Genomic DNA, 26336 nt, shown 5'->3' with positions numbered 1-26336 from the left:
GGGATTTGCGACGATCGCGTTTCGGGCCTTAATCGGCGCTCCGGACACGGCTCGGAACCCGAATCCATGTTTCGATCGCCATCGAACGCCCTCGCGCGCGGCACCCGGCATCGATCGCTCGCCAGCCGGCTCCCCTGGGCCGTGATGTGGCTCGCGCTCCTCGGCGTACCGGCGCGCGCGGCGGACGACACCGCCCTCTGGACGGTCTACGAGACCGCCTTGAAGCGCGCGAAATACGTCGATCTCACCCATACGATCACGCCCGCGATCCCGGTCTGGGCGGGCTTCGGTCCCTCCACCTTCGCACGGGCGCAGGCCGGGGCCGATCTCCCGGATTTCGCGAAAAGGGGCGAGGCCTTCACCTTCGAGAAGAACGGCTTCGAGGCGACGCAATACCGGCTCGCCACCGACCAGCTCGGCACCCAACTCGATCCGCCCGCGCATTGGGCGCCCGAATACCCCGCCATCGACGAGCTTCCTCCGACCTACGCGGTGCGTCCGCTGGTCGTGATCTCGATCGTGGATGCCGTGCGGGCGGACCCGAACTACGCGCTCCAGGTCGCCGACATCGCGCGCTGGGAGGCGGCCCACGGCCGTATCCCGGAGGGCGCCGTGGTCTTCGTGCGCTCCGACTGGTCGAAGCGCTGGCCGGACCCGGCTCTCGCGACCCTCAAGCAGTTTCCCGGCGTCTCGCTCGCCGCACTCAAGTTCCTGCACCTGGAGCGCAAGATCCTGTTCCACGGCCACGAGCCGCTGGACACCGACTCGACGCCCACGCTGGAGGGTGAGCACTGGCTCATGCACAACGGTTACGCCCAGGCGGAGGGCGTCGCCCATCTCGACCAAGTGCCCGAGGCCGGCGCCCTTGTCGCGATCGGCTATCCGAAGTTCGGCGGCGGCACCGGAGGCTACGCGCGCTACGTCGCCATCTGTCCGACGGACTGGCCGCACGGCGTCGCGATCGGCCCTGCCGATGCGCCGCTGCCCAGATCGGACAAACCCCTGCGATTCGATCCGGCGGCGGGCATGCGGATCCGTTGACCGACCGGCCCCGCCTCGCGGGGGATCCGTTTCGGAGCCGCGGACGCACCGCCGAGCGCCGGCAATCGATCGCGCGATGCCGGCGGAACTCCTTTGAACGGGGGCTCGCGTTCCGACAGCGCTTTCGCTGCGCGTCCGCCCGATGACAGCTTAAGGCGATCTTGGCTTTAACCGGCCGCCGTCGGATCCTGGCCGAGCACCCGACGCGCCTCGGCAAGCAGCACCGGGTGCCGGACCGACTGAGGGCCGGCATCGGGGGTCTCGCGCCCGAGCCGGGCGATGCGCGATTTGAACAGGCGCCGGCGCAGCCCGAACCGGCCGATGCTGGCCTTCAACGCCAGCAGGACGGTCCGCACCGCCTCGGTGCGTTCGCGCTCCTCGACAATCTCAGCCTTCAGCACGGCCTCGCGTTGCAGGGCCGCGTCGAGTTCCAGACGCACGGCGGCGCGGGACGCCTCGTCCTGCCGCGCGGCTTCGAGCTGCAGCCGGCATTCCTGCAGCGCGCTGAGGATCATGAGCTCCTGCGCCGACGCATCCCGCATTGGTTCCTCCCGACGCGCCAGTCCCGGTGGACAATCCGGCGCGCGCCCGATCCCTGTCACACGATATCGGTCCCGGCCTGCGACCGCGTGTGGACCGTCATGGGTTCGCCATACCGGTGCCGGGCTCTAGCCGGAAGCCACCGCGCCGCGATATCGAGGCCGCGATCAACGGCCAGAAAGGGATCGACGACGTGCGTTGCAGGATTGCCGTGGCCCTCGGAGGCCTCTTGCTCGGCCCAGCTCTGGTCGAGCCAGCATCGGCGCGGGTCGAGCAGCTCGACACGGTGAACCTGGTCGCGTGCGCCCAGGACGGCGGGGTGTGCCGGATGCCCTACCCGACCAATGTCTATTACGGCGTGCCCGGCAAGACCAACGGCCGGCCGTTCCCGCAGGGCGGCATGGTCCCGTGCAACAGCCAGACGTTCGGGGATCCCGCCCCGGGCCAGCCCAAGAGCTGCTGGTACGCGCCGCGCCTCAGCGAAACCCTCGGTGGCGGCCCGCGCGCCCGTGACCGCGACCGCGACGACGATTACGACGACCGCCGGCGCGACGATTACCGGCGGCGCGACGATTATCGCGACGGCCGCGACTACGACCGCCCGCGGCCGCGCCGGTCCTACGACGAGGATTACGGCCCGCCCCGCCGCAGCTACCGGGATGACCGGGACGAGTATTGATCGGTCGGCGGCGAGATCAGTCTCGCCGCCATATCCGGGCTGTTAACCGGCTTCCGGCATCGTTCGGCTCGCGAATCTTGGCTTCGCGGGCCGGGTGGAGGGTGCGATGACGGAGGATCGCCGCGGGGCATTCCGCAAGAATGCCTTCACGTTCGGCACATTGCTGCTTGCCTGCGGCGAGGTCGGCTGCCTCGTCTGGGACGCGACCGAGACGGGCGCACAGATCGAGGTCGAGAGCGATCAGGCGGTGCCGGACCGGTTCCCGATCCGCCTCGCCGAGGGCGCAGACCCGCGGCCGGCCGCGGTGGCCTGGCGGCGGAGCCGCCGGATCGGCGTCGCCTTCGAAGGCTGACCTCCGCCGCTCAGGTCGTCGCCAAGGTCGAGCGCGGGCGGGGCCGGCTCGCAAGCCGAAACAGCTTCGGGCGCACGAACAGCAGGTTAAGCGGCGTATCGCGCACCAGCCGCTCGAGTGCCAGCGGCAGCAGGAGGGCGGCGGCCATCACGATCAGCCCGGCAAGACCGATATCCGTCACGAGGCCGGTGCGGATTAGGACTTCTCGGGTCGCGGCCATCGGCAGCGAGAAGGCGAGATAGATCACGATCGAGCGTTGGCCGCAGATCCGCAGGGTCTCGGCCAGGACGCCGCCAGCCCGCTCGATCAGCGCGGCCGTGACCACGATCGCCAGCGCGCCGGCCGCACCGAGGCCGAGGCTGACCAGCGGCAGGCTGGCCAGCGTCGGGTAGACCGGGTTGCCCGTCGCCGTCAGGGCGAGCCATCCCTCCAGGCCGGCCCAGGCGGCGAGACCGCAGAGGGCGAGGCCGGCATGCCGGCGGGCATCCTCCGCCAAAGCGAAGATCCGGCCGGCGAAGAGGTAGCCCGCCACGAAGTAGACGTAGCGGCCGCAGAACTCCTCGATCAGGGTCGCGTCGCTGCGGAGATCGGCCATCTGCAGGAGGGCGGCCCCGGCCAGCAGGAGAGCCCCCGGGCATCGGCGCAGGGCCTTGGTCACCACCGAGAAGACGGCCAGTAGGTAGACGAACCACAGGCTGGAATACGGTTCGATCAGCGCGTGGGCGAGATGTGCGGCGAACGCCCCGGGCCCGGCCTCGCCGACGAGGCTGCCGTATCGGGCCGCCGACTGGATCACGAGCCAGAGCAGGTAGAAATACGCGAAATGCACCACCCGGCGGTCGGCGAACAGGCGCCAGTCCCGGTCGATCACCCGGCCCAGGAACAGGCCGGACAGGAGGAAGAAGTCCGGGATCCGGAACGGCTTGGCGAAGGCCACGACCGGGTGGAGGAACCCCTCGCCCCCCATCGCCAGGCCGGTGCCGATGACGGAATGCATCATCACCACCAGGAGGATGCAGATCCCCTTAGCGACATCGACCCAGGCCAGCCGGCCATCCGCGTCCCCTGCCCCGCCCATCACGCCACTCCGAGACCGAGGCGAGCGTGCACCGAGAAGGTTGACGGGGATGCGTGAGCCGGGCCGTAACCTCAGGATGTGCTGAGCGCCGGGTAAACGGCGCGCTCAGTCCCGGCGCCGGCCGGCACGCCGGTCCCGGGTCATGCGCGTGGCGGCGTAGAAATCGTCGGGCTTGCCGCGGATCCAGACCAGGAAGCGCGCGATCTCGGGATCGGCCCGCAGCGCGTCCACGTCGGCGAGGCGCTTGGCGATCTCGGCCTCGCTGTAGCGGGCATGGATCGCCGAATGACAGATCTGGTGCAGGCGGACCGTGCCCTGGTGTGTGCCGCCCTTCAGCTTCGGCGTGAGGTGATGCAGGCTGGAGCGGGCGCGCGGCGGGATCGATCGGCCGCAGAGCGGGCAGACCGGGTCCGCCCGGGGAACGGCGCCGGGCATCTCCGGATCGTCGGCGTTCCAGCGCCGGGAGCGGCGTCCGACCAAGCAATCCCTCCTCTCAACCCGATCACGGCACGGCGCCGTCCGCAGGACAACAGGCCGTCCCGACGCGACCGCGAAACGCCACCTCGGCCTCGCGATCCCGCACGCCGAAGATCGAGACGTGATCGCCCGGGACCAGCGCGAACCGCGCCCGCGGCCCCGCGGCCTCGGCCAAAGCCCGCGCGAGCTTGGCCGGCACCACCGGGTCGTCGGTGCCCTGGACGATCAGGACCGGCTCGGTTCCGCCGCGGATGCGCAGGTCCGAGCGGTAGGTGTCGCGCAGGAGCCAGGACGGGGCCAGCGGGACATGCAGCCGCACGGCATGGGCGAGCGAGTCGAACGGCGCCTCGAGATAGAGCCCGATCGACGCGATGCGCCCGGCCAGCGCTACCGCCACCGCAGCCCCCAGGGAATGGCCGTGCAGCAGGATCGGCGCCCCCGGGGCCCGCTCCTGCACGGCCGCGATCGCCGCCGCCCCATCGCGGATCAGCCCGTCCTCGGTCGGCGTCCCGGTCGAGCCGGGATATCCGCGATAGGCGGGTGCCAGCAGGCCCCACCCGGCGGCCCGCCAGGGATCCGCGGCGAAGCGGGCGGCATGCGGCTCCGGCCGGGACCCGTTGCCGTGGAAGCTGACGATGACCCCGCATCCCGGCCTCGGCGCCCGCCACAGGGCGAAGAGCCGCTCGCCGTCCTCCGTGGTCAGGGTGATCGGCTCGGTCCCGGGCGGGGTGAAGCGGCCGATCGCGGGCTCACCCTTCCAGGCGGCGCCGGGATAGATCAGCCGCCGCTGGAACACCGCGAGTGCGATGAGCGCGGCCAGATAGATCAGGGCCACGACGGCCAGCAGCAGGAGCAGGATGCGCATCGGCGATGTTCGGCGGCTTCAGGCGGCGAAGGTTATAGCCGCGTTTCACCTGCCCGGGAGGCAAGTCCGATCCGACAGCGCGCGGCCTCACCGCATTGTCGGCGGTCCGCCGGAGCATTGAGACCGAGTCCCACTGTCCTGTCAGCCTCCGCGCTTGCCGCAGCATTGACAAACCCTTTGCCGGGGCCGAGTCTTGAACCGTTCCGAGGGGGGCCCTGCAGGGGGCTGAGATTGGGCACGCTGCCCTGACCCTTGAACCTGATCCGGCTCATACCGGCGGAGGGACGGGAACCTGCGGCTGCCTGCGTGCAGCCGGATCTCATCTCAGCCATCGCGTGGTCCGGAGCACTCCAACACGAGGAGAGGCCCACGATGAACGCACCCGTTCTTCCCAAGGACGTGAAAGGCAGCCCGGAGACCGTGACCACCGGTCCGGTCACCGGATCGCGCAAGGTCTATGCGAGCCCGGCGGGCCGGTCGGACATCCGCGTCCCCTATCGCGAGATCGTCCTGTCCGATCCGAAAGAGGAGCCGGTGCGGGTCTACGATCCGTCGGGCCCATACACGGAGACCGACGCGCGCATCGACCTCACCGCCGGCCTGCCCGGCGTGCGCGAGCCCTGGATCGCCGCGCGCGGCTACGCCGCCGTCGAGCCCCGCGCGGTCAAGCCCGAGGATAACGGCTTCGCCGGCGACAAGCTCGTGGCCCCCTGCCCGGCCGAGCGGACGATCCGCAAGGCGGCGCCCGGCCAGATGGTGACGCAGTACGAGTTCGCCCGCGCCGGGATCATCACCGAGGAGATGATTTACGTCGCCCATCGCGAGAATGCCTGCCGCGACGCGATGCTGGCGGGCGCCGAGGCCACGCTCGCCGACGGCCAGAGTTTCGGCGCCTCGGTCCCGCCGTTCATCACCCCCGAATTCGTACGCGACGAGATCGCCCGCGGCCGGGCGATCATCCCGGCCAACATCAACCACACCGAGCTGGAGCCGATGGCGATCGGCCGGAATTTCCTGGTCAAGATCAACGCGAATATCGGCAACTCGGCCGTTACCTCGTCGGCGGCGGAAGAGGTCGAGAAGCTCGTCTGGTCGATCCGCTGGGGCGCCGACACGGTCATGGACCTGTCCACCGGGCGCAACATCCACAACATCCGCTCGTGGATCATCCGCAACAGCCCGGTGCCGATCGGGACCGTGCCGATCTACCAGGCGCTGGAGAAGGTCGGCGGCGACCCGCTGAAGCTCGACTGGGAGGTGTTCAAGGATACCCTGATCGAGCAGGCCGAGCAGGGCATCGATTACTTCACCATCCATGCCGGCGTGCGGCTCGCCCACGTGCCGCTCACCGCCCGCCGGGTCACCGGCATCGTCTCGCGCGGCGGCTCGATCATGGCGCGCTGGTGCCTAGCCGGGCACCGGGAATCGTTCCTGTACGAGCATTTCGACGAGATCTGCGACATCATGCGGGCCTACGATGTCTCGTTCTCGCTGGGCGACGGCCTGCGCCCGGGCTCGATCGCCGACGCCAACGACGCCGCGCAGTTCGGTGAGCTCGAGACGCTGGGTGAGCTGACCAAGGTCGCCTGGGACAAGGGCTGCCAGGTGATGATCGAGGGCCCCGGCCACGTGCCGATGCACAAGATCAAGGTCAACATGGAGAAGCAGCTGCGGGAATGCGGCGAGGCGCCGTTCTACACCCTCGGCCCGCTGACCACCGACATCGCCCCCGGCTACGACCACATCACCTCGGGCATCGGCGCCGCGATGATCGGCTGGTTCGGTACCGCGATGCTCTGCTACGTCACCCCGAAGGAGCATCTCGGGCTCCCGGACCGGGACGACGTGAAGACCGGGGTGATCACCTACAAGATCGCCGCCCACGCCGCCGACCTCGCCAAGGGCCACCCGGCCGCCCAGCTGCGCGACGACGCGCTCAGCCGCGCCCGGTTCGACTTCCGCTGGGAGGACCAGTTCAACCTGGGCCTCGATCCGGATACGGCCCGCCGCTACCACGACGAGACCCTGCCAAAGGACGCCCACAAGGTCGCGCATTTCTGCTCGATGTGCGGCCCGAAATTCTGCTCGATGAAGATCACGCAGGATCTCCGCGCCGAGGTGCTGGCGATGGAGGAGGCCGGCGAGGTGGTGGGCGCGTCGCCGATCATGTCCAAGGCCGAGGCCGAAGCCGGCATGCGGGCGAAGTCGCAGGAGTTCCTGGCCGAGGGCGGCAAGCTCTACGTCGACGCCGCCGAGTGAGGGCCGGGCACGCCTCGCCCGTTCAGGGCGGGGCGTGCCGGTCAATTTATCCTGATCCGGTAACCCGATCTTCATCGCGAGTCCGGACGGGCGGCGCCCATCCCGCCCGGCGGGGGGCGGTGTTAACGAACGCTTAGGCGCCAGATCCGCTGAATCCCCCGATCACAGGATCGTAGGAGATCAGCCATGGATATCCGTCCGCTCAGTGCGACGACGCCGGGGCCTCAGGGTCTCGACGCCCTCGCGGCATCCGCGGCCTCGGCCGTCACGCAGCAGAACACGCCGGCGCAGGACGCGACCACCCCGCTCGAACCCGCGGTGAAGCTCGACATCGCCCCGGCCGGCGACAAGGCGCGCTATATCCAGGATCCGGACACCAGTTCGATCGTGTTCCAGGTGGTCGATCCGAATTCCGGCACCGTGATCGACCAACTCCCGAGCGAGACGGCGTTGCGCAACCGCGCCTACGACGCTGCGCGCGAAGCGCGCGAGGCCCAGCCCGGAAAACTGTCCCGCGTCGCCTGACCCGATCCCGGCTCCGCACGTCACGTCGCGGAGGCCACGGGCCGCCGATCCTGTCGAAACCGCAAAACCCCGTTTGACGCCATCGCCGCGGGGCTGCTAGATCAATTCCGTACACGGGCGTGCGGAGCCCCGACGGCGCTGCGGCCTCGTCGGTGCCGAGAACACCGCACCGATCGTGTCGCGGGCGTAGTTCAGTGGTAGAACGTCAGCTTCCCAAGCTGAATGTCGTCGGTTCGATCCCGATCGCCCGCTCCATCGTCTTTCCTGTCATGGTCGAACGGCCTTGCGAACCCGCATCAGGGTGATCGCCTGTCTGCGCCATGCAGACTATGCCCCCGCACGGCGCTCGGCCGGAAGCCATCCGGTTTTCCGACGCGGCGCCTACGAGCCCCCCGTCTCCGCGCATGCTGCGAAACGCGGAGGCGCCGCGTTCGCGGATCGGTCGTCGAACCGGATGGAACGGCCTAGCCAAGCTGCTGGTCGGATCGATTACCCATCCGGCCTACCTCGATTGGCGGATTCGGCCCGGCACCGCGCCCCGATAGACTGCCCTTCGTAAGGAACCCCCGACGCCTCCGCCCGGCGGCGGCGATCGGGAGGTTCGGGACGGGGTGCGATGGCTTTGCGTCGAGATACGGCCGGCTTCGGGTTGGACCACGCCGCCGGGCTGAACTGGCTCGCGACGGGCGCCCCGGGGGCGGCGGTGGAGCGGGCCTCCGGACGGGGCGCGGGACGCCGGAACCGCCCCGCTGACTTGCCGCGCCTCGGGCTCGCCGCCATCCCCTGGATCCTGCTGATCCTGCTGGCGCCGTTGAGCGGGGAGCAGCTCAAGCTTCCGGGACTCGATAAGGCCGTCTGGCTCGGCGCCGACCTGGCCGCCCTGGCCTTCCTGGTCCTGCGGCGGGATCTGACCAGCACGCTGTTCGGAAGCCGACCGATCCTTCTGCTCTGGCCGGCGCTGGCCATGCTGTCGGCGGCTTGGTCCCTGACGCCGGGCATCACGGCCTATCACGGCCTCCAGCTGCTCGCCACGATCGTGGCCGGCATCGCCCTGCGCGCCACGGTGGGACTGTCGGGCATCGTCCGGATCGTGTTCCTCGGGCTGCTCGGCGGTCAGATCCTGTCGATCGTGCTGGGCGTGGCCGCCCCCGGCATGACCCGCGGGCTCAGCGGCGAATGGTCCGGCGTCTACTCGCACAAGAACGTGCTGGGCAGCCTGATGAGCCTCCAGCTCCTCTGCGCCGCGTGCCTGTTCCTCCAGGGCTGGCACCGGCTCCTGACCGGTGCCGCCTTTCTCGGAGCGCTGGGGCTGCTCGCATCGTCCCATTCCGCCACCGCCCTCGTGGCCGGTGCCCTGGGGCTCGCGCCGCTCGTCGTCATCATCGCTTGGCGCCAGGGAAACCTCGTCACGGGCTTCTGCCTCGGCGTGGCCATCGCGCTTGCCGGCATCGGCATCCTGATCGCGGCGACCCATGGGGCTGCCCTGTCGACCAGCCTCCTCTCGGATCTCGGGAAGGACACGACGCTCACCGGGCGTACGATCCTCTGGCAATTCGGCATCGACCAGTTCTGGCGGGAGCCCTTCATCGGGATCGGCTACAAGGCCTATTGGGAAAGCCCGATCACCACGGCCCCCTATCTCCACTTCACCACCAAGCAGAAGGTCTGGTTCTTCCACAACAACTTCATCGACATCGCCGTGGCCTTCGGAACCGTCGGCCTGCTCGTCTTCGCCTGCGTCCTGCTCGATACGGCGCGCCGGATCATCCGGCACTTCGCCCGATCGCCCGGCTACGTGGAAGCCTGGCCGATCCTGTTCCTCGCGCAGATCACCGTGCTGATCTGTTTCGAATGCCCGCTCTTCGTGAACCACGGCGTGCATCAATTCCTGATGGCCGCGATCCTGCCGGTCCTGCGGTCACGGCGGGCGCACTGACGATCCGCTGCCGGGCACGTGAACCGGCATTGAGACGCAGGAAGGTGATTCGCTCGAAGCTCCCACGCTTCGCGTGGAGTATCTTTGGCTGCCCTTTCGTCAGATGCCGGTCGTTAGCCTTGAACTCCGATTTTTTATAGTCATACGGGCAGATTTACATATTCCGGTCACACCGAAAATCATGAACTCACCCTGCGTTTCCGGTCGTCTATTCACACGCATACAGTCGTAAAATCTATTTCGCACAGAGCGGTCAGTTGCGAAATCTTCATCGGCTCGATTACTGAATTCGATGAAGATTTTCATTGCAATACATCGAACAAATGCGCATTATTGCGCATCAAAGGTCGGTTTCATGTGCTGCATTGCAATATCCGCACCGCGGTATCGCGAGAGACATGCTTATATCACCCGGCATCTCCATTCTATCTGGGGGCCGGACTTCGAGATCATGGGCATCGACGGAACGATAGCCGGCCGCGACGCGTCGCCCAATTCCGATCTGACGCCGGAACAGGTCGGCTGCGCCCTGTCGCATCTGGCGGCCTACGAGTCGGTGATAGCCCGCAAGATGCCCTGGGCGCTGATCGTCGCGGATGACGCTGTCCTGCCGCCCGACATTCACGACATTCTGGTTCGGGTCGAGGCAACGCTGCGCCGGGGTGACGTGGTGCTGCTTCACAATCGCCCGCCGCACCGCGCCAGCTTCAGCACCGTGGATGCCGTCTCGATCGGCGATTATCGGCTGTGCCTGCCGATGCGCATGAGCGGGCTCGGCACGAGTGCAGCTTACGTGATCACCCGGCAGGCCGCGGAAGGCATCCTGGCGGCGAACCGGCCGGTCGTGGCGGCCGCGTATGAGTGGGGATACTTCTACGAGCGCAAGGCTGTCAGCCGGGCGCGCGTGATGTCGCCGAATCCGGTCTCGATCCATGCCTTCGATGCGCCGCTTCTCCCGGCCGGGTCGAACGCCCGCGGCCTCGTGAAGGGCAGCCTCCGGCCATTGCTCGCTGCCGGCCGCAGGTTCCTGGACGCGCGCATGGCAGGAACCACGGTCTTCGTGGACGAAGCCTCGCCCTACGGGACCATGTCGCCGCAATAGCGGCGCGAATTGGGGCTCCGGTCGGGGCGCTTTGCCCGGCCGAAGCCCCGCATGAGACCGTTCAGTTCAGCTTCTTCGTCAGCCGCAGGCAGAGGATGCCGGGCTTGTCCGAGCCAGGGAACGGATGGCGGTCCGTCAGGCTGCCGTACACGTCGTGATCGTCCCGGATCCCGAACACCTCGATGCGTGCGACGGTGAAGTCGTCGAACTGGCCGACGATGCTCATGTCCAGCAGGTGCGGCTCGGTGACGGTCGGCGGATGGTTGATCTCGACGATCAGCAGGATCGTCCCGCCGGGCGCGCAGACGCGCTTGAGCTCGCCGACGGTGCGGCCAACATCCTCGACGTGATCGAGGGCGTTGAACATCGTGACGACGTCGAACCGGCCGTTGGGGAACGGAATGTTCTCGCTCGGCGCCGCGACGTAGCGCATCTGGTGGAGGCCGCGATTGAGCTTCACGTAGGAATCCGCCAGCGGATCGAGACCGACCCGCTCCAGAGCCTCGGTGGCCCATTCCAGGCTTCCGACCGGGCCGCACCCGACATCGAGAACTCGTTTGCCGGCATAGAACTCGCGATCCAGGCCGAAGAACGTCGTGTAGAACGGCACCAGATGCGCGTTGTAGAAGCGCCCCTTCGACTTCCACAGGGTCTTGCGCCAGAAGGCCAGTTCGACCAGCTCCTTAATCGACGACCGCAGGGCGGGCCGCTGGGCGAGGAACCGGCCGGCGCTCTGCTTGATCAGCAGCATCTCATATCCTCCTGTCTCGATCGCGTCGCGTGCGTGGCACCCTTCGTCGCGTGGCTGGCGATCCCCTGAACTGTTCGCGCGCGTCTTCTCGGTGATCGCCGGATCCGGGCGGTGAACTCACGCTGTGCCGGCGCGTCGGGCTCGGGCCACGAGCGAACCCATCTCGCAGGCGTTCGGGCGGAGAGGCAGGTCATCCTTTCGGATAAAGACGCCGGGCCGCACGAGGTATCTGGGACCCGCCATGGGGCCGGTCGCCCTGACAGCCGCGAACCCCGTCGCGCTGGCCGGACGATGCGCCGAAACGGAATGCGAAGCTTGGCTTTGTTCGCCAGCTCAGACCGAAAGGCGTAGCCGGCATCCGCCGACTTTGCGCTTGGTCCGAACTGCGACCGTGGCACGCTCGCCGTCGAAGCACTGGACCGCTCGAGGACCACGCGCACAGGGGTGATGCCCCTCGCCGGTCCCACGGCCCCGCGCCTTCAGGAGCCACCCGGCCGCCGCGCTGCCGCTGCGTCCGCCACGCGAAGCTGGCAGCGAAGATCGACGATGATCAGATCTCTTTCAGGCCTGGGTCCGAACGGTACGGTCCGGCTCCGGGAATCCCGGCTGGCGGGCACGGTCTCCTTCGCACAGGCGCGGCCCTACCTGATCCTGCTCGCGCAGATCGCCGCCCTCCTGACGATCATCAAGCTGTCCCGGGTCATCGACGAGCGGAACAACTATTACATCATGGTCCTGCCGTTGGTGCTCGCCGCCGCGATGCTCCGCCGAACCTATGCGGACTCGGACAGGGCCGCGGTCCGGCTGCTCCAGTTGATCGGCGTGATCTCGGGCGCCTACGCGCTCGTTCACTACCCGCTCTTCCCGATGGTCGCGCACGGTTTCAAGGCGACGATAACGCTCTGGGCCATCGTGGGCCTCTGGATCGCGTCGGTGGCGTCCGGAATCCTGTGCCTGCGCTGGCCGTCGCTCGGCGTCGTCGGGGCGGCCTATCTGGTCTGGAGCAAGCTTGCCGTCAGCCGGGTGACGGGTCTCTGGCACGGGCACATCATCGATGTCGTCCCCCTCGCGGAAGTCAGCTTCTGCCTGCTGGCCGGCCTCGCCGTCATCGCAGTGACCGATCGCGTGCGCGCCCGGCCGGACCTGACCGAGTCCGCGCGGGGGGACGTGGCGACGGCGAGCGCGCTGTTCTCGAAAATCCTGATCGCCGCGGCGATCAGCATCCATCTGGGCAACTACTACTCGTCGTTCCTAGCAAAGGTGACCTTGGATGCCGGCCCGACATCGTGGCTGCTCGCCAACGACCCCGCGAAACTGTTCAGCGTCGGTCTCGACAACAACCACGTGTTCTACGCGAGCTGGTCCTGGCTGGTGGAGGGCATGCGGACGGTCCTGAACCATGGCGGAGCGGTGACGAATGCGCTCATTCTGCTGGCGCAGGGCGCGGCGCTGGTCGGCATCCTCATGCCACGGCGCTGGCTCCTGCTCCTGCTCCTCGGCTTCGACGCGATGCACCTGTCCATCGTGATCGTCATGGGCGCCAATTTCGCCCCCTGGATCCTGCTGAACCTCGCGATCGGCGCCGTGGTCGTCAGCCGGCATTATCAGCGGCCGCCGCTGATGGTCGGCATCTTGTCGGTGCTGTTCATCCTGACCGACAACAGCTTCATGACCCAGGCGCGGCTGGGCTGGTACGACACCGCCGCAAACAACAAGATGTATTTTCAGGCGGTCGATAAGGATGGCGGACGCCACTACGTTCCGACGAACTTCTTCACCTTCTACTCGTATCCGTTCGCCCACATGGCCTACGGATCGCCGGACGCCGAGACCGCCTTCGCCCTCGACAACCCGAACGGCGGAACGCAGGTCTACCGTAAGGTGCTGGCCTCGCTGACATGCGACGTCCCGGTCCTGACCGCCCGGGACGGCGCCGGTCAGGACCTCTCGAAGAACGAGATCGACCGGCCCGCCGTCGATGCCTATATCCGCGGCTATCACGGCCTGGTCAGCCGGATCGCCGACACGCTCGGATCCTTCCCGCACGCCCTCTACCCGCATCACTTCTTCGTCCCGCTGCAGCACGGGGCGAGCTTCGACGGCGTGGCCCTGAACGACATCGTCGCCTACATCTACCGGCGCGAATCCGTCTGCCTCGGCATGCAGGACGGCGTGCCGGTCCGGCGGCTGGTCTCGCAAGCCGAGCATCGGATCGAGCTGAGGCCATGAGCGATGCCAATCTGACGGTCGTCTACGACGGCGAATGCCCGTTCTGCAGCAATTACGTGCGCCTGATGGCCCTGCGCCGGTCGGTCGGCACCGTGGCGCTGGTCGATGCCCGGGGCGGCGGGCCTCTGGTCGAGGATCTGGCCCGGCGCGGCTATGATCTCGACAACGGCATGGTCGTGCGCCACGGCCGCAGCCTGTATTACGGGCCGGATGCTCTGGTCCTGCTCTCGACCTTGAGCGAGGACAGGGGCGCAATCGGCCGGGTGCTGTCGCGGCTGCTTCGGAGCCCGACCCGCGCCCGCCTGCTCTATCCGGCGATGAAGCTCGGGCGGCGCGCGACGCTCGCGCTCCTCGGCCGCGGGCTGATCGCCCGGCCGGATCCCGGCCTGCCGCGCTGAAGCCTCCGGCCCGCGCGGCCGGTTTCTGAGCCGTCGACGGTCCCCCGGCATCGGCCTTGCTGGTGCTCGCGCGCCTTCCTCCGACGCGATACTCTCGACTTCTGAGCGTGGGCGGTGTGGAAGGTGCACCATCCGGTCGCGATGCGCGCTGCCTGCCCGGGCCGGTGCGCAGCACAGAGGGGACGAGTCCGTTGGCCAGCGTGGACCTGAACTCCGATCTCGGCGAGGGCTACGGCGCCTACGCCTGCGGCGATGACGCGGCGATCCTCGGCATCGTCACCTCGGCCAACGTCGCCTGCGGCCTGCACGCGGGCGATCCCGAAATCATGGCCCGCACGTTCGCGCTGGCCAAGGACCGTGGCGTGGCGGTCGGCGCCCATCCCGGCTTCCCCGACCTCTGGGGCTTCGGACGGCGGCGCATGCCGTTCACCCCGCCCGAGATCGAGCGGCTGGTCGCCTACCAAGTGGGTGCCGCGCAGGCGCTCGCCGCCTATGCCGGCCACCGGATCACCTACGTGAAGGCGCACGGGGCGCTCGCCAATCTCGCCGCCGAGGATCGCGCGGTGGCCGACGCGATCGCGAAGGCGGTCCGGGCGGTCGACCGGGACCTGGCTCTGCTCGCCATCGCGCTCACCGCCCAAGTCGAGGCGGGTGAGGCGTGCGGCCTCGAAGTCCACCAGGAAATCTTCGCCGACCGCGGCTACACCGAGGCGGGCCTGCTGATCCCGCGCAACCAGCCCGGCGCCCTGATCACCGAGGCCGATGCGGCCGCGGAGCGGGTCCTGCGCATGGTCGAGGGCGGGGCGATCCTCACCGCCTCCGGCAAGGCGCTGCCGACGCCGATCCGCTCGATCTGCGTTCACGGGGATTCCGCCCACGCCGTCGCCACGGCCCGGGCGGTGCGGGCCCGGTTGGAAGGCGCCGGCATCGCGCTGGCGCCATTTCGCCCATGAGCGACGCCGAGCACGAGCCGCGGCTGCTCGATTCTGGCGAGGCGGCGCTGGTGGTGGAGTTCGGCAGCACGGTCGATCCCGACATCAGCGATCGCGTCCTGGCCTTGGACGACGCCCTCGGCGCCGATCCGCCCGAGGGCCTGCGCGAGCGCGTGCCGACCTACCGCTCCCTGATGCTCCACTACGATCCGCTGGTGCTCGATCGGGAGACGCTTGTCGCCCGCGTCCGCACGCTGGCCGCACAGACCTCCGCGCGCGCCGGCACGGCGACCCTCTGGACGTTGCCCTGCTGCTACGACGCTCCGCACGGGGAGGATATCGGCCAGGTCGCCGAGCGCACCGGGCTATCACCCGATGCTGTGGTGGCCACCCATGCGGGCGCGACCTACCGGGTCTACATGTACGGGTTCGCGCCGGGCTTCGCCTATCTCGGCGGCCTGCCCAAAACTCTGGCGGTGCCCCGGCGGGCGAGCCCGCGTCCGCCGCATCCGCGCAACGCCGTGGTGATCGGCGGCGGCCTCGCCGCGGTGGCGACGGTGCCGATGCCGACCGGCTGGTACGTGATCGGCGCGACGCCGGCCCGGCTCTACGCTCCGGAACGCGACGAGAGCTTCTTCGTGGGCGCCGGCGACCTGATCCGGTTCGAGCCGGTCGATGCCGCGACCTTCGCTGCGCTGGATGCCCGGGAAGCGGCCGGCGAGCGTGTCGCCCGTCGCGAAGAGGTTCGCCGATGACCGCCCTGGTCGTCGAGGCCGCGGGCCCCGGCCTCACGCTGCAGGATGGCGGCCGGCACGGCTACCTGCGCTACGGCATCACGGCCGCGGGTCCGATGGATCCGCTGATGCACGCGACCGCCAACCGCGCGGTGGGCAATCCCCTGGACGCCACCGCGATCGAGGTTTCCACCGGCGGCCTGACGGTCACGGCCGAGCGAGGCGCTGTCGGGATCGCGATGGTGTCCCGGAGCTTCAGGATCGCCCTCGACGGCGCGGCACTGCCGGATGCCGTGGCGGTGACGCTCGAACCCGGCCAGACGCTGACGGTCCGCGCGGGCGCTTCGGGCGCCTGGGGCTACCTCGCCGTGCGCGGGCGCATCGACGTGGCGCCGGTTCTCGGATCGACCGCGACGCATACCCGCTCCGGCCTCGGCGGGCTGAATGGGCGCGGGCTCGCGGCCGGCGACCGCCTTCCCGTGGCCGAGGCCAGGCCCGGCGAGGTCTCCCCGCACCGGCTGATCGCCCCCTGGCTCGACCGGGATCCCAAAGAGATCCGGGTCGTGCTCGGCCCGCAGGACGACTATTTCGCCCCCGACCAGATCGCCGCCTTCCTGGCCGGCCCCTGGACCGTCTCGCCGCGCGGCGACCGCATGGCCTGTTTCCTGGACGGGACCCCGCTCAAGCACGCCAAGGGCCACGACATCGTCTCCGACGGCGTGGCGATGGGGGCGATCCAGGTGCCCGGCAACGGCCTGCCGATCATTCTGATGGCCGACCGGCAATCCACCGGCGGCTATCCGAAGATCGCCACCGTGATCGGCCCGGATCTCGGGCGCCTCGCGCAGGCGCAGGGCGGGACGCTCCTGTCGTTCCGGAGCGTCACTGTCGCAGAGGCGGTGGCCGCGCGCCGGGCCGAGCGCGACACGCTGCGCGAGCCGGTGCCGCGCGAGCCTGTGGTGCGGACGGATTTGGCGTCGGATTTCCTGCTCGGGCTCAACCTCGTCGACGGCGTCACCGATGGGCGCGCCTGATCGACGGGGCGCAGGGTGGTTCACCGCGCCGCAGGACCGCGTAACATGCCGGGCCGGCCGAGTCCGGCGGCCCAGATCCGAACCGAGAGAGAGCCCTCACGCATGGCGCACGCCGTCACCGCTTCGAGCACGCTGCCCCTGCGCAGCAACGAGCCCCTGAACGCGGACAGCGTCCGGCGCGCCCGGGTCGACCTAGCCGCCTGCCTGCGCTGGGCCGCGCGCAACGGCCTCGAAGAGGGAATCTGCAACCATTTCTCTGCGGTCCTGCCGGACCGGCCGGACCTGTTCCTGGTCAACCCCTACGGCCTGGCCTTCGCCGAGGTGACGGCCTCGAGCCTGCTTCTGTGCGACTTCCACGGCAACGTCGTGGAGGGCGACGGCCAGCCCGAGGCGACGGCGTTCCACATCCATGCCGAGCTGCACCGGCTGAAGCCGAAGGCCCGGGCCGCCTTCCACACCCACATGCCCTACGCCACGGCTCTGGCCATGCTGGAGGGCCAGCCACTGCTCTGGGCCGGGCAGACCGCCCTGCGCTTCTACGGCCGCATCGCCGTGGACGAGGATTACAACGGGCTGGCGCTGGACTCTCGCGAGGGCGAGCGGATCGCCCGCAGCGCGGGAGACGCCGACGTGGTGTTCCTGAAGAACCACGGCGTGATGGTGCTGGGCGAGACCATCGCGGAGGCCTGGGACGACCTCTACTATCTGGAGCGCGCCGCCCAGGCGCAGGTGCTCGCCATGAGCACGGGACGCACCCTGAAGGTCGTGCCGGAAGAGATCGTCAGGCACGTCGCCGCCCAGGAAGCCGCCGGACGCGCCGAGAGCGCGCGGCTGCACCTGGAAAGCGTCAAGCGCGTGCTGGCCCGGGACGAGCCGGCCTTCCTGGCCTGATCAGGGCGCCGTCCGGATCCGCTCCAGCAGAGCCGGATCGGCGTAGCCGTCCGCCGGCAGGCCCTGCGATCCCTGATAGGCCCGCAGGGCCGCCCGGGTCTTCGGGCCGATCTTCCCGTCGACGCCGCCGGTGGCGTAACCGCGCTCGGTCAGCCGGGTCTGGAGGTCGCGGCGCTCGTCGCCGGTGAGGGCGCGGTCGCCCCGGGGCCAGTCGCGCGACAGACCCGGATCGCCGCGCAGGCGGTCCGAGAGCAGCGCCACCGTCAGCGCGTAGGCGAGCGCCGTGTTGTAGCGCAGGATCACCGCGAAATTCGGCCGGAGCAGGAAGGCGGGGCCGCGGATGCCCGCCGGGAGGATCAGGGTCGCCTGCGCGGAATCATCCGCGATCGGACGGTCATGGGCGGGCCTCACGCCGAGGTCCCGCCAGGCCGCGAGACTGCGCGGTGTCGTCTCGTCGGCGCGTGCGGCGTCGAACCCCTCCGGGAGCACGACCTCGTAGCCCCAGCCTTCGCCGGATCGCCAGCCATGGGCGCGCAGGTAATTCGCCGTGGAGGCGAGCGCGTCCGGCGCCGAGGTCCAGATGTCCCGCTTTCCGTCGCCGTCGAAATCGACTGCGTGGCGCTGGTACACGGTCGGCATGAACTGGGTATGGCCCAGGGCGCCGGCCCAGGACCCGGTCAGGCCGCCGGGCATCCGGTCGAGCGGCGCCTCGTCGCGCGCTAGGATCTGCAGGGCGGCGGTCAGCTCGTCGCGCCAGTAGGCGGCTCGGGTGGGATCGCCGCAGCTCAGGGTCGCGAGCGAGCGCACCACCGGCTTCACCACGCCGGGATTGTCGAGCACGGTGCCGTAGGTCGACTCCACCCCCCAGAAGGCGACCAGGGTGTAGCGGTCCACCCCATACTGGGTCTCGATCGCAGCGAGCGGCCCTGCCAACGCGGCGAGCTTGCGCTGCCCCGCCTCGATCCGCGCCGGCGTGACGCTGGCGTCGATGTAGTCCCAGATCGGCCGGACGAACTCGCCCTGGTTCTGGGTGGCGGCCAGCACGTCCGGGTCCGGCTCCAGGCCGCCGAGCTGCGCCTGGGCGACGGCCTGCGGTACGTCGTGCGCGGTCGCCCAGGCGATCAGATCGGTGCGGCAGGTCTCGAAGGATGGGGCGGGCGCGGGAGGCGGCGCTGGCTCCGGCGCCGCGACGGCCAGCCCTGGAGCCAGCGCCAGAGCCGCGATCCCGAGCCTGAAGGCGCACAACCCCGGATGCCTGCCGTGCCGCGATGGGGAAGCCGACTTGATGCGATCGTCCATCGACCTCTCCGGCTCCAAGCCTGACATGCGGTTTCCGGTCGAAGCGCGCCCTACCGTCATCGCGAGCGCAGCGAAGCAACCGGGGGAAACGCGACATTCGAAGATCGCGCGCCGCACCGGGTCGCTTCGGTGCGCTCGCAATGACGGCGAGCGGCCGAGCGATCGACCCCGTGCCGTCTTATCGGCTGAGCCCGGCGGTTTCCAGGGATCGGCCGCCAGGGCCCGGATGGGTTTCCGCCACCAGAGGCCCTACTTTCGTTCGGGACATCCGGCGGAGCCCCAACCGTGAAGCGATCCGTCCGTGCCGTGTCCGGCATCGCAGCCCTGGTGAGCGCCGGTCCGGCCTGCGCCCTGGAAGTCACCCGCAGCCGGGATATCCCAGTGCCGCCCGCGGCGGTCTGGGCGCTGGTCGGCGAGTTCTGCGCCATTGGCCTGTGGCATCCGCAGGTCGAGCGCTGCATCCTGTCGCGCGAAGACGACGACGACGGCATCCGCGCGCAGATCCGCGGCCTCGTGACCAAAGGCGGGCTCGGGACGATCGTCGAGGTCGAGACCGCTCGCGACGAGGCGGCCATGAGCTACAGCTACAGCTTCATCCAGGGCCCGCTGCCGGTGCGCGCCTACAACGCGACGCTGGCGGTTCGGCCGAACGGCGCGGGCGCGACCGTGATCTGGACCGCCACCTTCGACGCGGAGGGCATGACCGACGCGGAGGCCGTCAAGGACATCACCGGCGTCTACGACGCGGGCCTTGCCGGCATCGCCCGCGAGGTCGCCCGCTAGGCGGCCGGTCCGCACAGGCAATTGACGCGGTGCAGCAGAAAAAGCTCGCCTCCGTGCGCATCCTTACCAATGTGAGCAGCGTCGGCGGGCCCGATCGCCCGGCCGATTCCCGGAGGTCGTGTTGAAGGCAGAGACCCGCATGCGCCGTCACCGCCACGCCAAGATCGTCGCCACGGTCGGTCCCGCAAGCTTCGCGCCCGACCGGCTGCACGCCCTGTTCCTCGCCGGGGTCGATACCTTCCGGCTCAATTTCAGCCACGGGGTGCAGGAGGATCACGCCAAGGTCCATGCCGCGATCCGGGCGCTGGAGCGCGAGGTCGGCCGCCCGATCGGCATCCTGCAGGACCTGCAGGGCCCCAAGATCCGGATCGGTACGCTGCAGGGCGGCCGCCTCGATCTGGTGGCCGGCGAGACGATCCGCTTCGTGCTCGAAGGAGCCGAAGGCGACAAGCAGGCCATTCCGCTCCACCATCCGGAGATCTTCGCCGCGGTGGTGCCCGGGCAGGAACTCCTGATCGACGACGGGCGTGTGCGGGTGCGCGTCGTCGGGCCGGACCGGGATTCGATCACCGCCGAGGTTGTGACCGGCGGCCCGATCTCGAACCGCAAGGGCGTCAACCTGCCCGGCACCCTGCTGGACCTGTCGCCGCTCACCGAGAAGGACCGGGCCGACCTCGCCTTCGGGCTCGAACTCGGCGTCGATTGGGTCGCCCTGTCCTTCGTCCAGAAGCCGTCCGACGTGATCGAGGCGCGCGGGATCATCGGCGACCGCGCCGGCATCATGTCGAAGATCGAGAAGCCGCAGGCGCTCGAGCGGATCGACGACATCATCCGGCTCTCGGACGCCGTGATGGTCGCCCGCGGCGATCTCGGCGTCGAGATTCCGCACGAGGACGTGCCCGGGCGGCAGAAGGAGTTGATCCGCGCCTGCCGGCTCGCCGTGAAGCCGGTGATCGTGGCGACCCAGATGCTCGACTCGATGGTCCAGGCGCCGGCACCGACCCGGGCGGAGGCCTCCGATGTCGCCACGGCCATCTACGACGGCGCCGATGCGGTGATGCTCTCGGCGGAATCAGCCACCGGGAAATATCCGGTGGAGGCGGTCTCAATGATGGACCGGATCATCCGCAGCGTGGAGGGCCACAAGCTCTACCACTCGATCGTGGCCGCCTCCGAGCCCGGCGAGGAGGAGACGCCGCCCCATGCCGTGGCGACCGCCACCGCGGATCTCGCCGAGGCGGTGCGGGCCGCCGCGATCGTGACCTACACGACGAGCGGCACGACGGCGGCGCGTGTCGCCCGCAAGCGCCCGGCCTCGTCGATCCTGGCGCTCACACCGAGCCTCGCCACGTCCCGCCGGCTCTGCCTGCTCTGGGGCGCGCACAGCGTGCATACCGACGATGTCGATTCCTACGAGGAGATGACCGCCAAGGCCGGCCTGCACGCGCAGGCGGAGGGCTTCGCCAAGCCGAACGACATCATCGTCGTCACCGCCGGCATCCCGTTCCATACGATGGGCAACACCAACAACATTCGCCTGATGCAGGTGTGAGGCCGGGAGCCGGGGAACGTCGCCCGCGCATCGTCCGTTAATGGACAAGCTGCGCCGTTTTGGCGCGAATGCCGGAGAGAGCCATGAGCCTGATCGGACGCATCGTCACCAAGCTTCTCGGCAACGAGAACCGCCCCATCGACCGCGACGACCGGAACGCCAGCACGGCGACCCCGATCGGCCGTCTGGTCACCAAGATCCTGGGCAAGTAAAGGTCCCGATCGCCGCGCGCCCGAGAGGGCGCGCGGCGCTAATTATTAGCGCTATCAGTTCGCCACCGCGTTTGCGGTCTGCTTGAGCGTCGGCGACGCCGGAACGGTGTGCTGCCAGAAGGTGCCGGTCCGGCCCTTTTCCAGCCCCTCCTGATACAGGGCCCGCATGTAGGCCGTATCGAAGCCCTTGGCGGCGGACACCTTCGGGCCGTTCTCGTCGATATAGGTGAGGTTGAAGCCCATCCCGTTGTTGCGCGCGAGCGCATAGGTCGCCGACAACGTGGCGCGCGAGCGGGCGCGGCTCGCCGTCGTGAACGAGCGCTCGACGATCGACAGGGTGTTGTTCTTCGTCACCTCGAAATCCGGCTCGAGACGGCCGTTGATCACCACGTAGATGTTGGCCTTGCCGCCGGTGCGGATCCTGCCGTCACGCAGCAGCAGCGTCTGCGGGAGCGTGAAGACCGGCGTGACCACCGAGCCGTCGACATGCATCTCCTGGAAGCGGGAATCGGCGGCCGTCACGTCGATCATCTGCGGCGGGAACACCGCCGGGATGCTGGCCGAAGCGGCCAGGACGTCGCGGAACAGCTCCAGCGCGTTCGGTGCGCCGCTCGAGGCGATCACGCCCATGTTCCAGATCACGGCGCGCTGCGAATCGAGATTGGTGGTGACCACCATGAGCCGCCGGCCCTTGGCGTGCTCCTCCGCGATGGCCGTGAGCAGCTCCGGGGTGACGTAGCGGCCGATCAGGTTGCGCAGCCGCCCGTCCCCGAACAGGCCCGAGCCGAACACGATGTTGGCGAGGTTGGGCGAGGTCACCAGCTCGCCGGCGACGCCACTGGTGTAGAACTCGGTGAGGTAGGGATCGTAGGCCGGGCCCAGGAACGCGAAGGGGGCGATCAGCGCGCCGGTCGAGACGCCGGAGACCAGCGTGAATTCCGGACGGGTGCCGGAGGCGGTCCAGCCGTTAAGCACGCCGGCCCCGTAGGCGCCGTCCCCGCCGCCGCCCGACAGTGCCAGGTAGTTGAAGCCGGCGGACCGGCGCTGCGGATTTCCGGCAAGCTCGGCGATGGTCTCGACCGACGCGTCGGCATAGACCCGCGCGCCCGGGATGCCGGGCACGCTGGCGAAGGCCGCCTGCTCGGCCGTGTAGGCAGTGCGCGGGACGCTGCCGCAGGCCGCGACCTGGCCGGCCAGCGCGAGCGCGACCAGCGCCCGCAGCGACCCCTGACGGTAACCCATCGTCCTCACCCTAAATAACAGCAACGCTCGCCCCTTCTGCCACACGAAAGCAGCTTGGCCGTGACCACGTTCCGGTCACGCCGAGCATTCGGTGCGATTGCTCCAGCCTGTGACGCCGGCGCCACGCCCCGCCGAGCCCGAGGCGGCGGTAACCACCTTCCCCGATGCGGCGGCCATTGCCGGTGGACAGGGCCGGTCTCGGTCTCGGGGCCGCCCTTGCAAGCGTCGCGAGCGCCGCGCTAGGGTCCGGTCGTGGCCTGACGAGACAGGGTGTCGCACGCGGTGCGGCAGCCGACGCGCATGGGTGACGCGCAAGGGTGCGGTCCGCACGGCCTTCCGGCCGAGGTTCCTGGCCGACCCGGACCGCAGATCGTCGCCCAGTCACAGCGCACGGGCCGCAGGGGGCGGAGGGGGACTATGGAAGCGGGCCTGAGTTGGACGGATGATCGCGTGGCGCTCCTGCGCCGGTTGTGGGAAGACGGGCAGAGCGCGAGCAAGATCGCGGCGCAACTCGGCGGCGTCACGCGCAATGCGGTGATCGGCAAGGTGCATCGCCTCGGCCTGGGCGGTCGTGCCCGGGGCGGCGAGGAAGCTCAGGTTGCGCCGCAGGCCGCCAAGGCCGTGGAGATCGAGACCGCCATCGCGGTGGTCGAGACCCAGGCGCCCGAGCCGGTGGCGATCCTCTCGCATCGCCCTGCGCCGGTCTTCCCGACGCCCGCCCCGGCGGCACCGGAGCCCGTGGCGCTGTCGGTGTCGCAGCGCGTCACGATCATGGACCTGCGGGAATCCATGTGCCGCTGGCCGCTCGGCGATCCGACCACGCCGGAATTCCGGTTTTGCGGCGCCCGCTCGATCACCGGCCTGCCCTACTGCACGCACCACGCCGAGATCGCCTATCAGCCGGCCGCGGAGCGCAAGCGCGACCGGCGCGTCGCCTCGTTCCGCTAGGATCGGGTGCCTTAGCGGATCGGGACCCCGACCTCGCTGAGGTAGCGACGGGTGCCGTCATGGATCTGCGCGGCCGGCGCGATCTCGGAGAGGTTCTTCGGCTGGCTCGCCGAGCCCTGCGGGTGGCGCGCCGCCATGTCTGACCGGGCCAGCGCGCGGACGATCCTGTAGGCCGTGTCGGCCGCGAAGCCGGGCCGGACGAGAACGAGGCTCCAGGATCCGATCGTCTCGATCGCATCGGCCTGGCCGGGAAAGCTTCCGGGCGGGACCGTCAGCCACCGGAGCGTCGCGCCCGGCTGGGCGAGGCGGGCGATGCCGGCCTCCGACGGTCCGAAGAACCGAGCGCCGCCGGGCGCATGCGCCAGGGCGAGGAAGCCCGGCCAACCGAGCCCACCGCCCCAGAGTGCCTCCGCGCGCCCCTCCAGCACCATCGGCGGCCCGTCGCCGGCCCGGTCGAGCAGGATCGGGCGGATGTCGCGTTCGGGGTCGAGCCCCGAAGCCTGGAGCGCGCTGCGGCCCATCACCGTGAGGCCGGAATTGTGCGTGCCGAGCACCACGGTCCGGCCGCGCAAGTCGTCGACGGTGCGGATCGCGCTCCCCGCCGGCACAGCGAACAGGCCGGGCGTCGGATACATCGGAGCGAGGATCGTGAGACCGCCGGGCTCGGCCAGGGCCGGGGTGGCGTATTCTCCCTGGACCAAAGCCAGGTCGACCCGGCCGGCACGCAGCAGCCCGACATTCTCCGCCGAGCCGCCACTGGCCCGTGCCTCGATGATCAGATCGGGATCCGCCGCCTGGATCGCCGCCGCGAAGGCATCTCCGAAAGCCGGAAAGCCGCCGCCCGGCGTCGCGGTGGCGAGGACGACGCGCGTCGGCTCCGCCGCATGGGCCGACCGGCCGAGGAGGAGGCCCAGGGCGGCGAGCAGCCCGGCGCGGCGAGTCGGTCCGCCGCCAACGGTCAAATGGCGCGTCATTTGACAATCCTGGTCGTCCGCCCCGGGCGTCCGCGACGGACAGCCTTCGTCCGGAGAACGATATTCCAGAAAAGGCCGGCGCATCAGAGACCTTCTTCCACGATTTCGGGTATTCCCCAGCGCCGGCAAAAAGAACTTTCGTACAGGACACTTAGCCTGATTGCCCCGGCTTCGGCGACGCGATATCGCAGCCTCGTGTCCGGCGGCGCGCCAGTGCTTCCCTTGGCTCGGGCCCGCCGGACCCGACATTGATCCGACCCGACACCTGCAGGAGTTCCGCGATGGCCGATTCCCTCAACGCGCCGGCGAAGGTCGGCCACGGTCGTGTCTACGGCTCGATCACTGAGACCATCGGCAACACCCCGCTGGTGCGCCTCAACCGCCTGCCCAAGGAGCACGGCGTCGACGCCGAGATCCTGCTGAAGCTCGAATTCTTCAACCCGATCGCGAGCGTGAAGGACCGCATCGGCGTCAACATGATCGACGCGCTCGAGGCCTCCGGCAAGCTGCAGCCCGGCGGCACGCTGGTCGAGCCGACTTCCGGCAACACTGGCATCGCGCTGGCCTTCGTGGCCGCGGCCCGGGGCTACCGGCTGGTCCTGGTGATGCCCGAGACGATGTCCCTGGAGCGGCGCAAGATGCTGGCCTTCCTGGGTGCCGAGCTGGCGCTCACCCCGGGCGCGCAGGGCATGAAGGGCGCCATCGCCAAGGCCGAGGAGCTCCTGAAGGAGATCCCGGGCTCGGTGATGCCGCAGCAATTCTCGAACCCGGCCAACCCCGAGATCCACCGCAAGACCACCGCGGAGGAGATCTGGACCGATACCGGCGGTCAGCTCGATGCGTTCGTGGCCGGCGTCGGCACCGGCGGCACCGTGACCGGTGTCGGCGAGGTGCTGAAGCCGCGCCTGCCGAACCTCAAGGTCTTTGCGGTCGAGCCGGTGGATTCCCCGGTGATCTCCGGCGGCCAGCCCGGCCCGCACAAGATCCAGGGCATCGGCGCGGGCTTCATCCCGGAGAACCTGCACACCGACATCCTCGACGGCGTGCTCAAGGTCTCCAACGACACCGCCTTCGAGACCTCGCGGGCGCTGGCCCGTCTGGAGGGGATTCCGGGCGGCATCTCGACCGGCGGCAACGTCGCGGCCGCGCTGGAACTGGCCAAGCGGCCGGAATTCCAGGGCAAGCGGATCGTCACGATCGCCTGCTCGTTCGCCGAGCGCTACATCTCGTCGGCCCTGTTCGACGGCATCGGCTAGCCCGGTTTGGCGAAGGCGCGCCGCGCGCCGACGCTGACGTTTCAAGCCGCGTCTGTCCCCATGGGGCCGGCGCGGCTTTTTCTTTGGCGGGAGGCCGGGACGATACCGTGCCTAAGAAATGTTTCAGTATTCAACCTTCGTTACTCTTCAACTGCTGCAGATGACGGAAGACCTCTTGGCGACCGAAATGGACAGCAACGATTTTACGGCCGAAAAAATCCGAAGATTTGACGCGGTCGCAGCCACC

26 protein-coding genes, 1 tRNA gene and 1 riboswitch are annotated in these 26336 nt (G+C 69.5%); of the genes, 19 read left to right on the top strand and 8 right to left on the bottom strand.

The window, feature by feature from the left end; genetic code table 11:
• Positions 1-66 precede the first annotated feature (66 nt).
• Positions 67-1041: a cyclase family protein gene (locus tag LGR69_RS08670; RefSeq protein WP_230365786.1), complete on the top strand. Its 975-nt coding sequence runs from the start codon at positions 67-69 to the stop codon at positions 1039-1041.
• Between the two features lie 167 nt (positions 1042-1208).
• On the opposite strand, the gene LGR69_RS08665 is transcribed toward LGR69_RS08670, so the two are convergent.
• Entirely contained in the window at positions 1209-1556 is a 348-nt protein-coding gene (locus tag LGR69_RS08665) for an ATP-dependent helicase (protein ID WP_230365785.1), read from the bottom strand.
• A 254-nt stretch (positions 1557-1810) separates the two neighbouring features.
• On the opposite strand from LGR69_RS08665, the gene LGR69_RS08660 reads away from it, so the two are divergent.
• Positions 1811-2260, top strand: a complete 450-nt coding sequence (locus tag LGR69_RS08660; RefSeq protein ID WP_230365784.1) for a hypothetical protein — start codon at positions 1811-1813, stop codon at positions 2258-2260.
• A gap of 106 nt (positions 2261-2366) precedes the next feature.
• A complete protein-coding gene (locus LGR69_RS08655; RefSeq protein WP_007561348.1) occupies positions 2367-2612 on the top strand; it encodes a hypothetical protein in 246 nt (81 codons plus the stop codon).
• A 10-nt stretch (positions 2613-2622) separates the two neighbouring features.
• On the opposite strand, the gene LGR69_RS08650 is transcribed toward LGR69_RS08655, so the two are convergent.
• The 3 genes from LGR69_RS08650 to LGR69_RS08640 form a co-directional block, all read right to left on the bottom strand.
• Positions 2623-3690, bottom strand: a complete 1068-nt coding sequence (locus LGR69_RS08650; protein ID WP_230365783.1) for an acyltransferase family protein — start codon at positions 3688-3690, stop codon at positions 2623-2625.
• Between the two features lie 105 nt (positions 3691-3795).
• Positions 3796-4170 (bottom strand): HNH endonuclease family protein, encoded by a 375-nt coding sequence (locus LGR69_RS08645; RefSeq protein WP_007561344.1) that lies wholly within the window; start codon positions 4168-4170, stop codon positions 3796-3798.
• 22 nt (positions 4171-4192) lie between these two features.
• The gene (locus LGR69_RS08640) at positions 4193-5032 is read right to left on the bottom strand and encodes an alpha/beta hydrolase (RefSeq protein WP_230365782.1); all 840 of its coding nucleotides are present in this window, start codon (positions 5030-5032) and stop codon (positions 4193-4195) included.
• Positions 5033-5228: 196 nt separating this feature from the next.
• Positions 5229-5334, top strand: a riboswitch (TPP riboswitch).
• 70 nt (positions 5335-5404) lie between these two features.
• Here LGR69_RS08640 and thiC point away from each other — a divergent pair.
• From thiC to LGR69_RS08615, 5 genes are all read left to right on the top strand, one after another.
• A complete protein-coding gene (gene thiC, locus LGR69_RS08635) occupies positions 5405-7291 on the top strand; it encodes a phosphomethylpyrimidine synthase ThiC (RefSeq protein WP_230365781.1) in 1887 nt (628 codons plus the stop codon).
• Between the two features lie 186 nt (positions 7292-7477).
• Entirely contained in the window at positions 7478-7816 is a 339-nt protein-coding gene (locus LGR69_RS08630; protein WP_007561339.1) for a flagellar protein FlaG, read from the top strand.
• Positions 7817-7996: 180 nt separating this feature from the next.
• Positions 7997-8071, top strand: a tRNA-Gly gene (locus LGR69_RS08625).
• 361 nt (positions 8072-8432) lie between these two features.
• Complete coding sequence (locus LGR69_RS08620) at positions 8433-9752, top strand: O-antigen ligase family protein (protein WP_230365780.1); 1320 nt, start codon at positions 8433-8435, stop codon at positions 9750-9752.
• Positions 9753-10044: 292 nt separating this feature from the next.
• Positions 10045-10854 carry a glycosyltransferase family 25 protein gene (locus LGR69_RS08615; RefSeq protein ID WP_230365779.1) on the top strand — a complete coding sequence of 270 codons (810 nt, stop codon included), beginning with the start codon at positions 10045-10047 and terminating at the stop codon, positions 10852-10854.
• Positions 10855-10915: 61 nt separating this feature from the next.
• Here the strand turns inward: LGR69_RS08615 and LGR69_RS08610 are convergent, their stop codons facing one another.
• On the bottom strand, positions 10916-11605 hold the full coding sequence (locus LGR69_RS08610; RefSeq protein ID WP_230365778.1) for a class I SAM-dependent methyltransferase: 690 nt from the start codon (positions 11603-11605) through the stop codon (positions 10916-10918).
• Between the two features lie 546 nt (positions 11606-12151).
• Here LGR69_RS08610 and LGR69_RS08605 point away from each other — a divergent pair.
• The 6 genes from LGR69_RS08605 (at position 12152) to LGR69_RS08580 (ending at position 17823) form a co-directional block, all read left to right on the top strand.
• The gene (locus LGR69_RS08605; RefSeq protein WP_230365777.1) at positions 12152-13834 is read left to right on the top strand and encodes a hypothetical protein; all 1683 of its coding nucleotides are present in this window, start codon (positions 12152-12154) and stop codon (positions 13832-13834) included.
• Positions 13831-14232, top strand: a complete 402-nt coding sequence (locus tag LGR69_RS08600; protein WP_230365776.1) for a DCC1-like thiol-disulfide oxidoreductase family protein — start codon at positions 13831-13833, stop codon at positions 14230-14232. Before LGR69_RS08605 ends, LGR69_RS08600 begins: the two co-directional genes overlap by 4 nt.
• A gap of 191 nt (positions 14233-14423) precedes the next feature.
• A complete protein-coding gene (locus tag LGR69_RS08595) occupies positions 14424-15185 on the top strand; it encodes a 5-oxoprolinase subunit PxpA (protein ID WP_230365775.1) in 762 nt (253 codons plus the stop codon).
• Positions 15182-15919: a 5-oxoprolinase subunit B family protein gene (locus LGR69_RS08590; protein ID WP_230365774.1), complete on the top strand. Its 738-nt coding sequence runs from the start codon at positions 15182-15184 to the stop codon at positions 15917-15919. The genes LGR69_RS08595 and LGR69_RS08590 overlap by 4 nt, the downstream gene beginning before the upstream one ends.
• Entirely contained in the window at positions 15916-16932 is a 1017-nt protein-coding gene (locus tag LGR69_RS08585; protein WP_230365773.1) for a 5-oxoprolinase subunit C family protein, read from the top strand. Before LGR69_RS08590 ends, LGR69_RS08585 begins: the two co-directional genes overlap by 4 nt.
• A gap of 102 nt (positions 16933-17034) precedes the next feature.
• Positions 17035-17823, top strand: coding sequence for an aldolase (locus tag LGR69_RS08580; RefSeq protein WP_230365772.1), 789 nt, complete (start codon positions 17035-17037; stop codon positions 17821-17823).
• Here LGR69_RS08580 and LGR69_RS08575 read toward each other — a convergent pair whose 3' ends face one another.
• A complete protein-coding gene (locus tag LGR69_RS08575) occupies positions 17824-19122 on the bottom strand; it encodes a lytic murein transglycosylase (protein WP_230365771.1) in 1299 nt (432 codons plus the stop codon).
• A gap of 285 nt (positions 19123-19407) precedes the next feature.
• Here LGR69_RS08575 and LGR69_RS08570 point away from each other — a divergent pair, with 285 nt between their 5' ends.
• The 3 genes from LGR69_RS08570 (at position 19408) to LGR69_RS08560 (ending at position 21669) form a co-directional block, all read left to right on the top strand.
• Complete coding sequence (locus tag LGR69_RS08570; protein WP_230365770.1) at positions 19408-19905, top strand: SRPBCC family protein; 498 nt, start codon at positions 19408-19410, stop codon at positions 19903-19905.
• 139 nt (positions 19906-20044) lie between these two features.
• Positions 20045-21457: a pyruvate kinase gene (gene pyk, locus LGR69_RS08565; RefSeq protein WP_230365916.1), complete on the top strand. Its 1413-nt coding sequence runs from the start codon at positions 20045-20047 to the stop codon at positions 21455-21457.
• Positions 21458-21540: 83 nt separating this feature from the next.
• A complete protein-coding gene (locus tag LGR69_RS08560; protein ID WP_007561257.1) occupies positions 21541-21669 on the top strand; it encodes a hypothetical protein in 129 nt (42 codons plus the stop codon).
• 54 nt (positions 21670-21723) lie between these two features.
• On the opposite strand, the gene LGR69_RS08555 is transcribed toward LGR69_RS08560, so the two are convergent.
• Complete coding sequence (locus tag LGR69_RS08555; RefSeq protein WP_091860456.1) at positions 21724-22911, bottom strand: patatin-like phospholipase family protein; 1188 nt, start codon at positions 22909-22911, stop codon at positions 21724-21726.
• Positions 22912-23328: 417 nt separating this feature from the next.
• Between LGR69_RS08555 and LGR69_RS08550 the strand changes: the two genes are divergently transcribed.
• On the top strand, positions 23329-23859 hold the full coding sequence (locus LGR69_RS08550) for a GcrA family cell cycle regulator (RefSeq protein ID WP_007561252.1): 531 nt from the start codon (positions 23329-23331) through the stop codon (positions 23857-23859).
• An 11-nt stretch (positions 23860-23870) separates the two neighbouring features.
• Here LGR69_RS08550 and LGR69_RS08545 read toward each other — a convergent pair whose 3' ends face one another.
• A complete protein-coding gene (locus tag LGR69_RS08545) occupies positions 23871-24833 on the bottom strand; it encodes a TAXI family TRAP transporter solute-binding subunit (protein ID WP_230365769.1) in 963 nt (320 codons plus the stop codon).
• A gap of 281 nt (positions 24834-25114) precedes the next feature.
• Between LGR69_RS08545 and cysK the strand changes: the two genes are divergently transcribed.
• Positions 25115-26089 carry a cysteine synthase A gene (gene cysK, locus LGR69_RS08540; RefSeq protein ID WP_230365768.1) on the top strand — a complete coding sequence of 325 codons (975 nt, stop codon included), beginning with the start codon at positions 25115-25117 and terminating at the stop codon, positions 26087-26089.
• The last annotated feature ends 247 nt before the right edge of the window (positions 26090-26336 follow it).

Origin of the sequence: Methylobacterium brachiatum (genome assembly GCF_020523825.1) — a bacterium.
GTDB classification, from domain to species: Bacteria; Pseudomonadota; Alphaproteobacteria; order Rhizobiales; family Beijerinckiaceae; genus Methylobacterium; species Methylobacterium brachiatum.
Note: the sequence above shows the minus strand (reverse complement) of the source record. Positions and strands in the feature narration are given on the sequence as shown.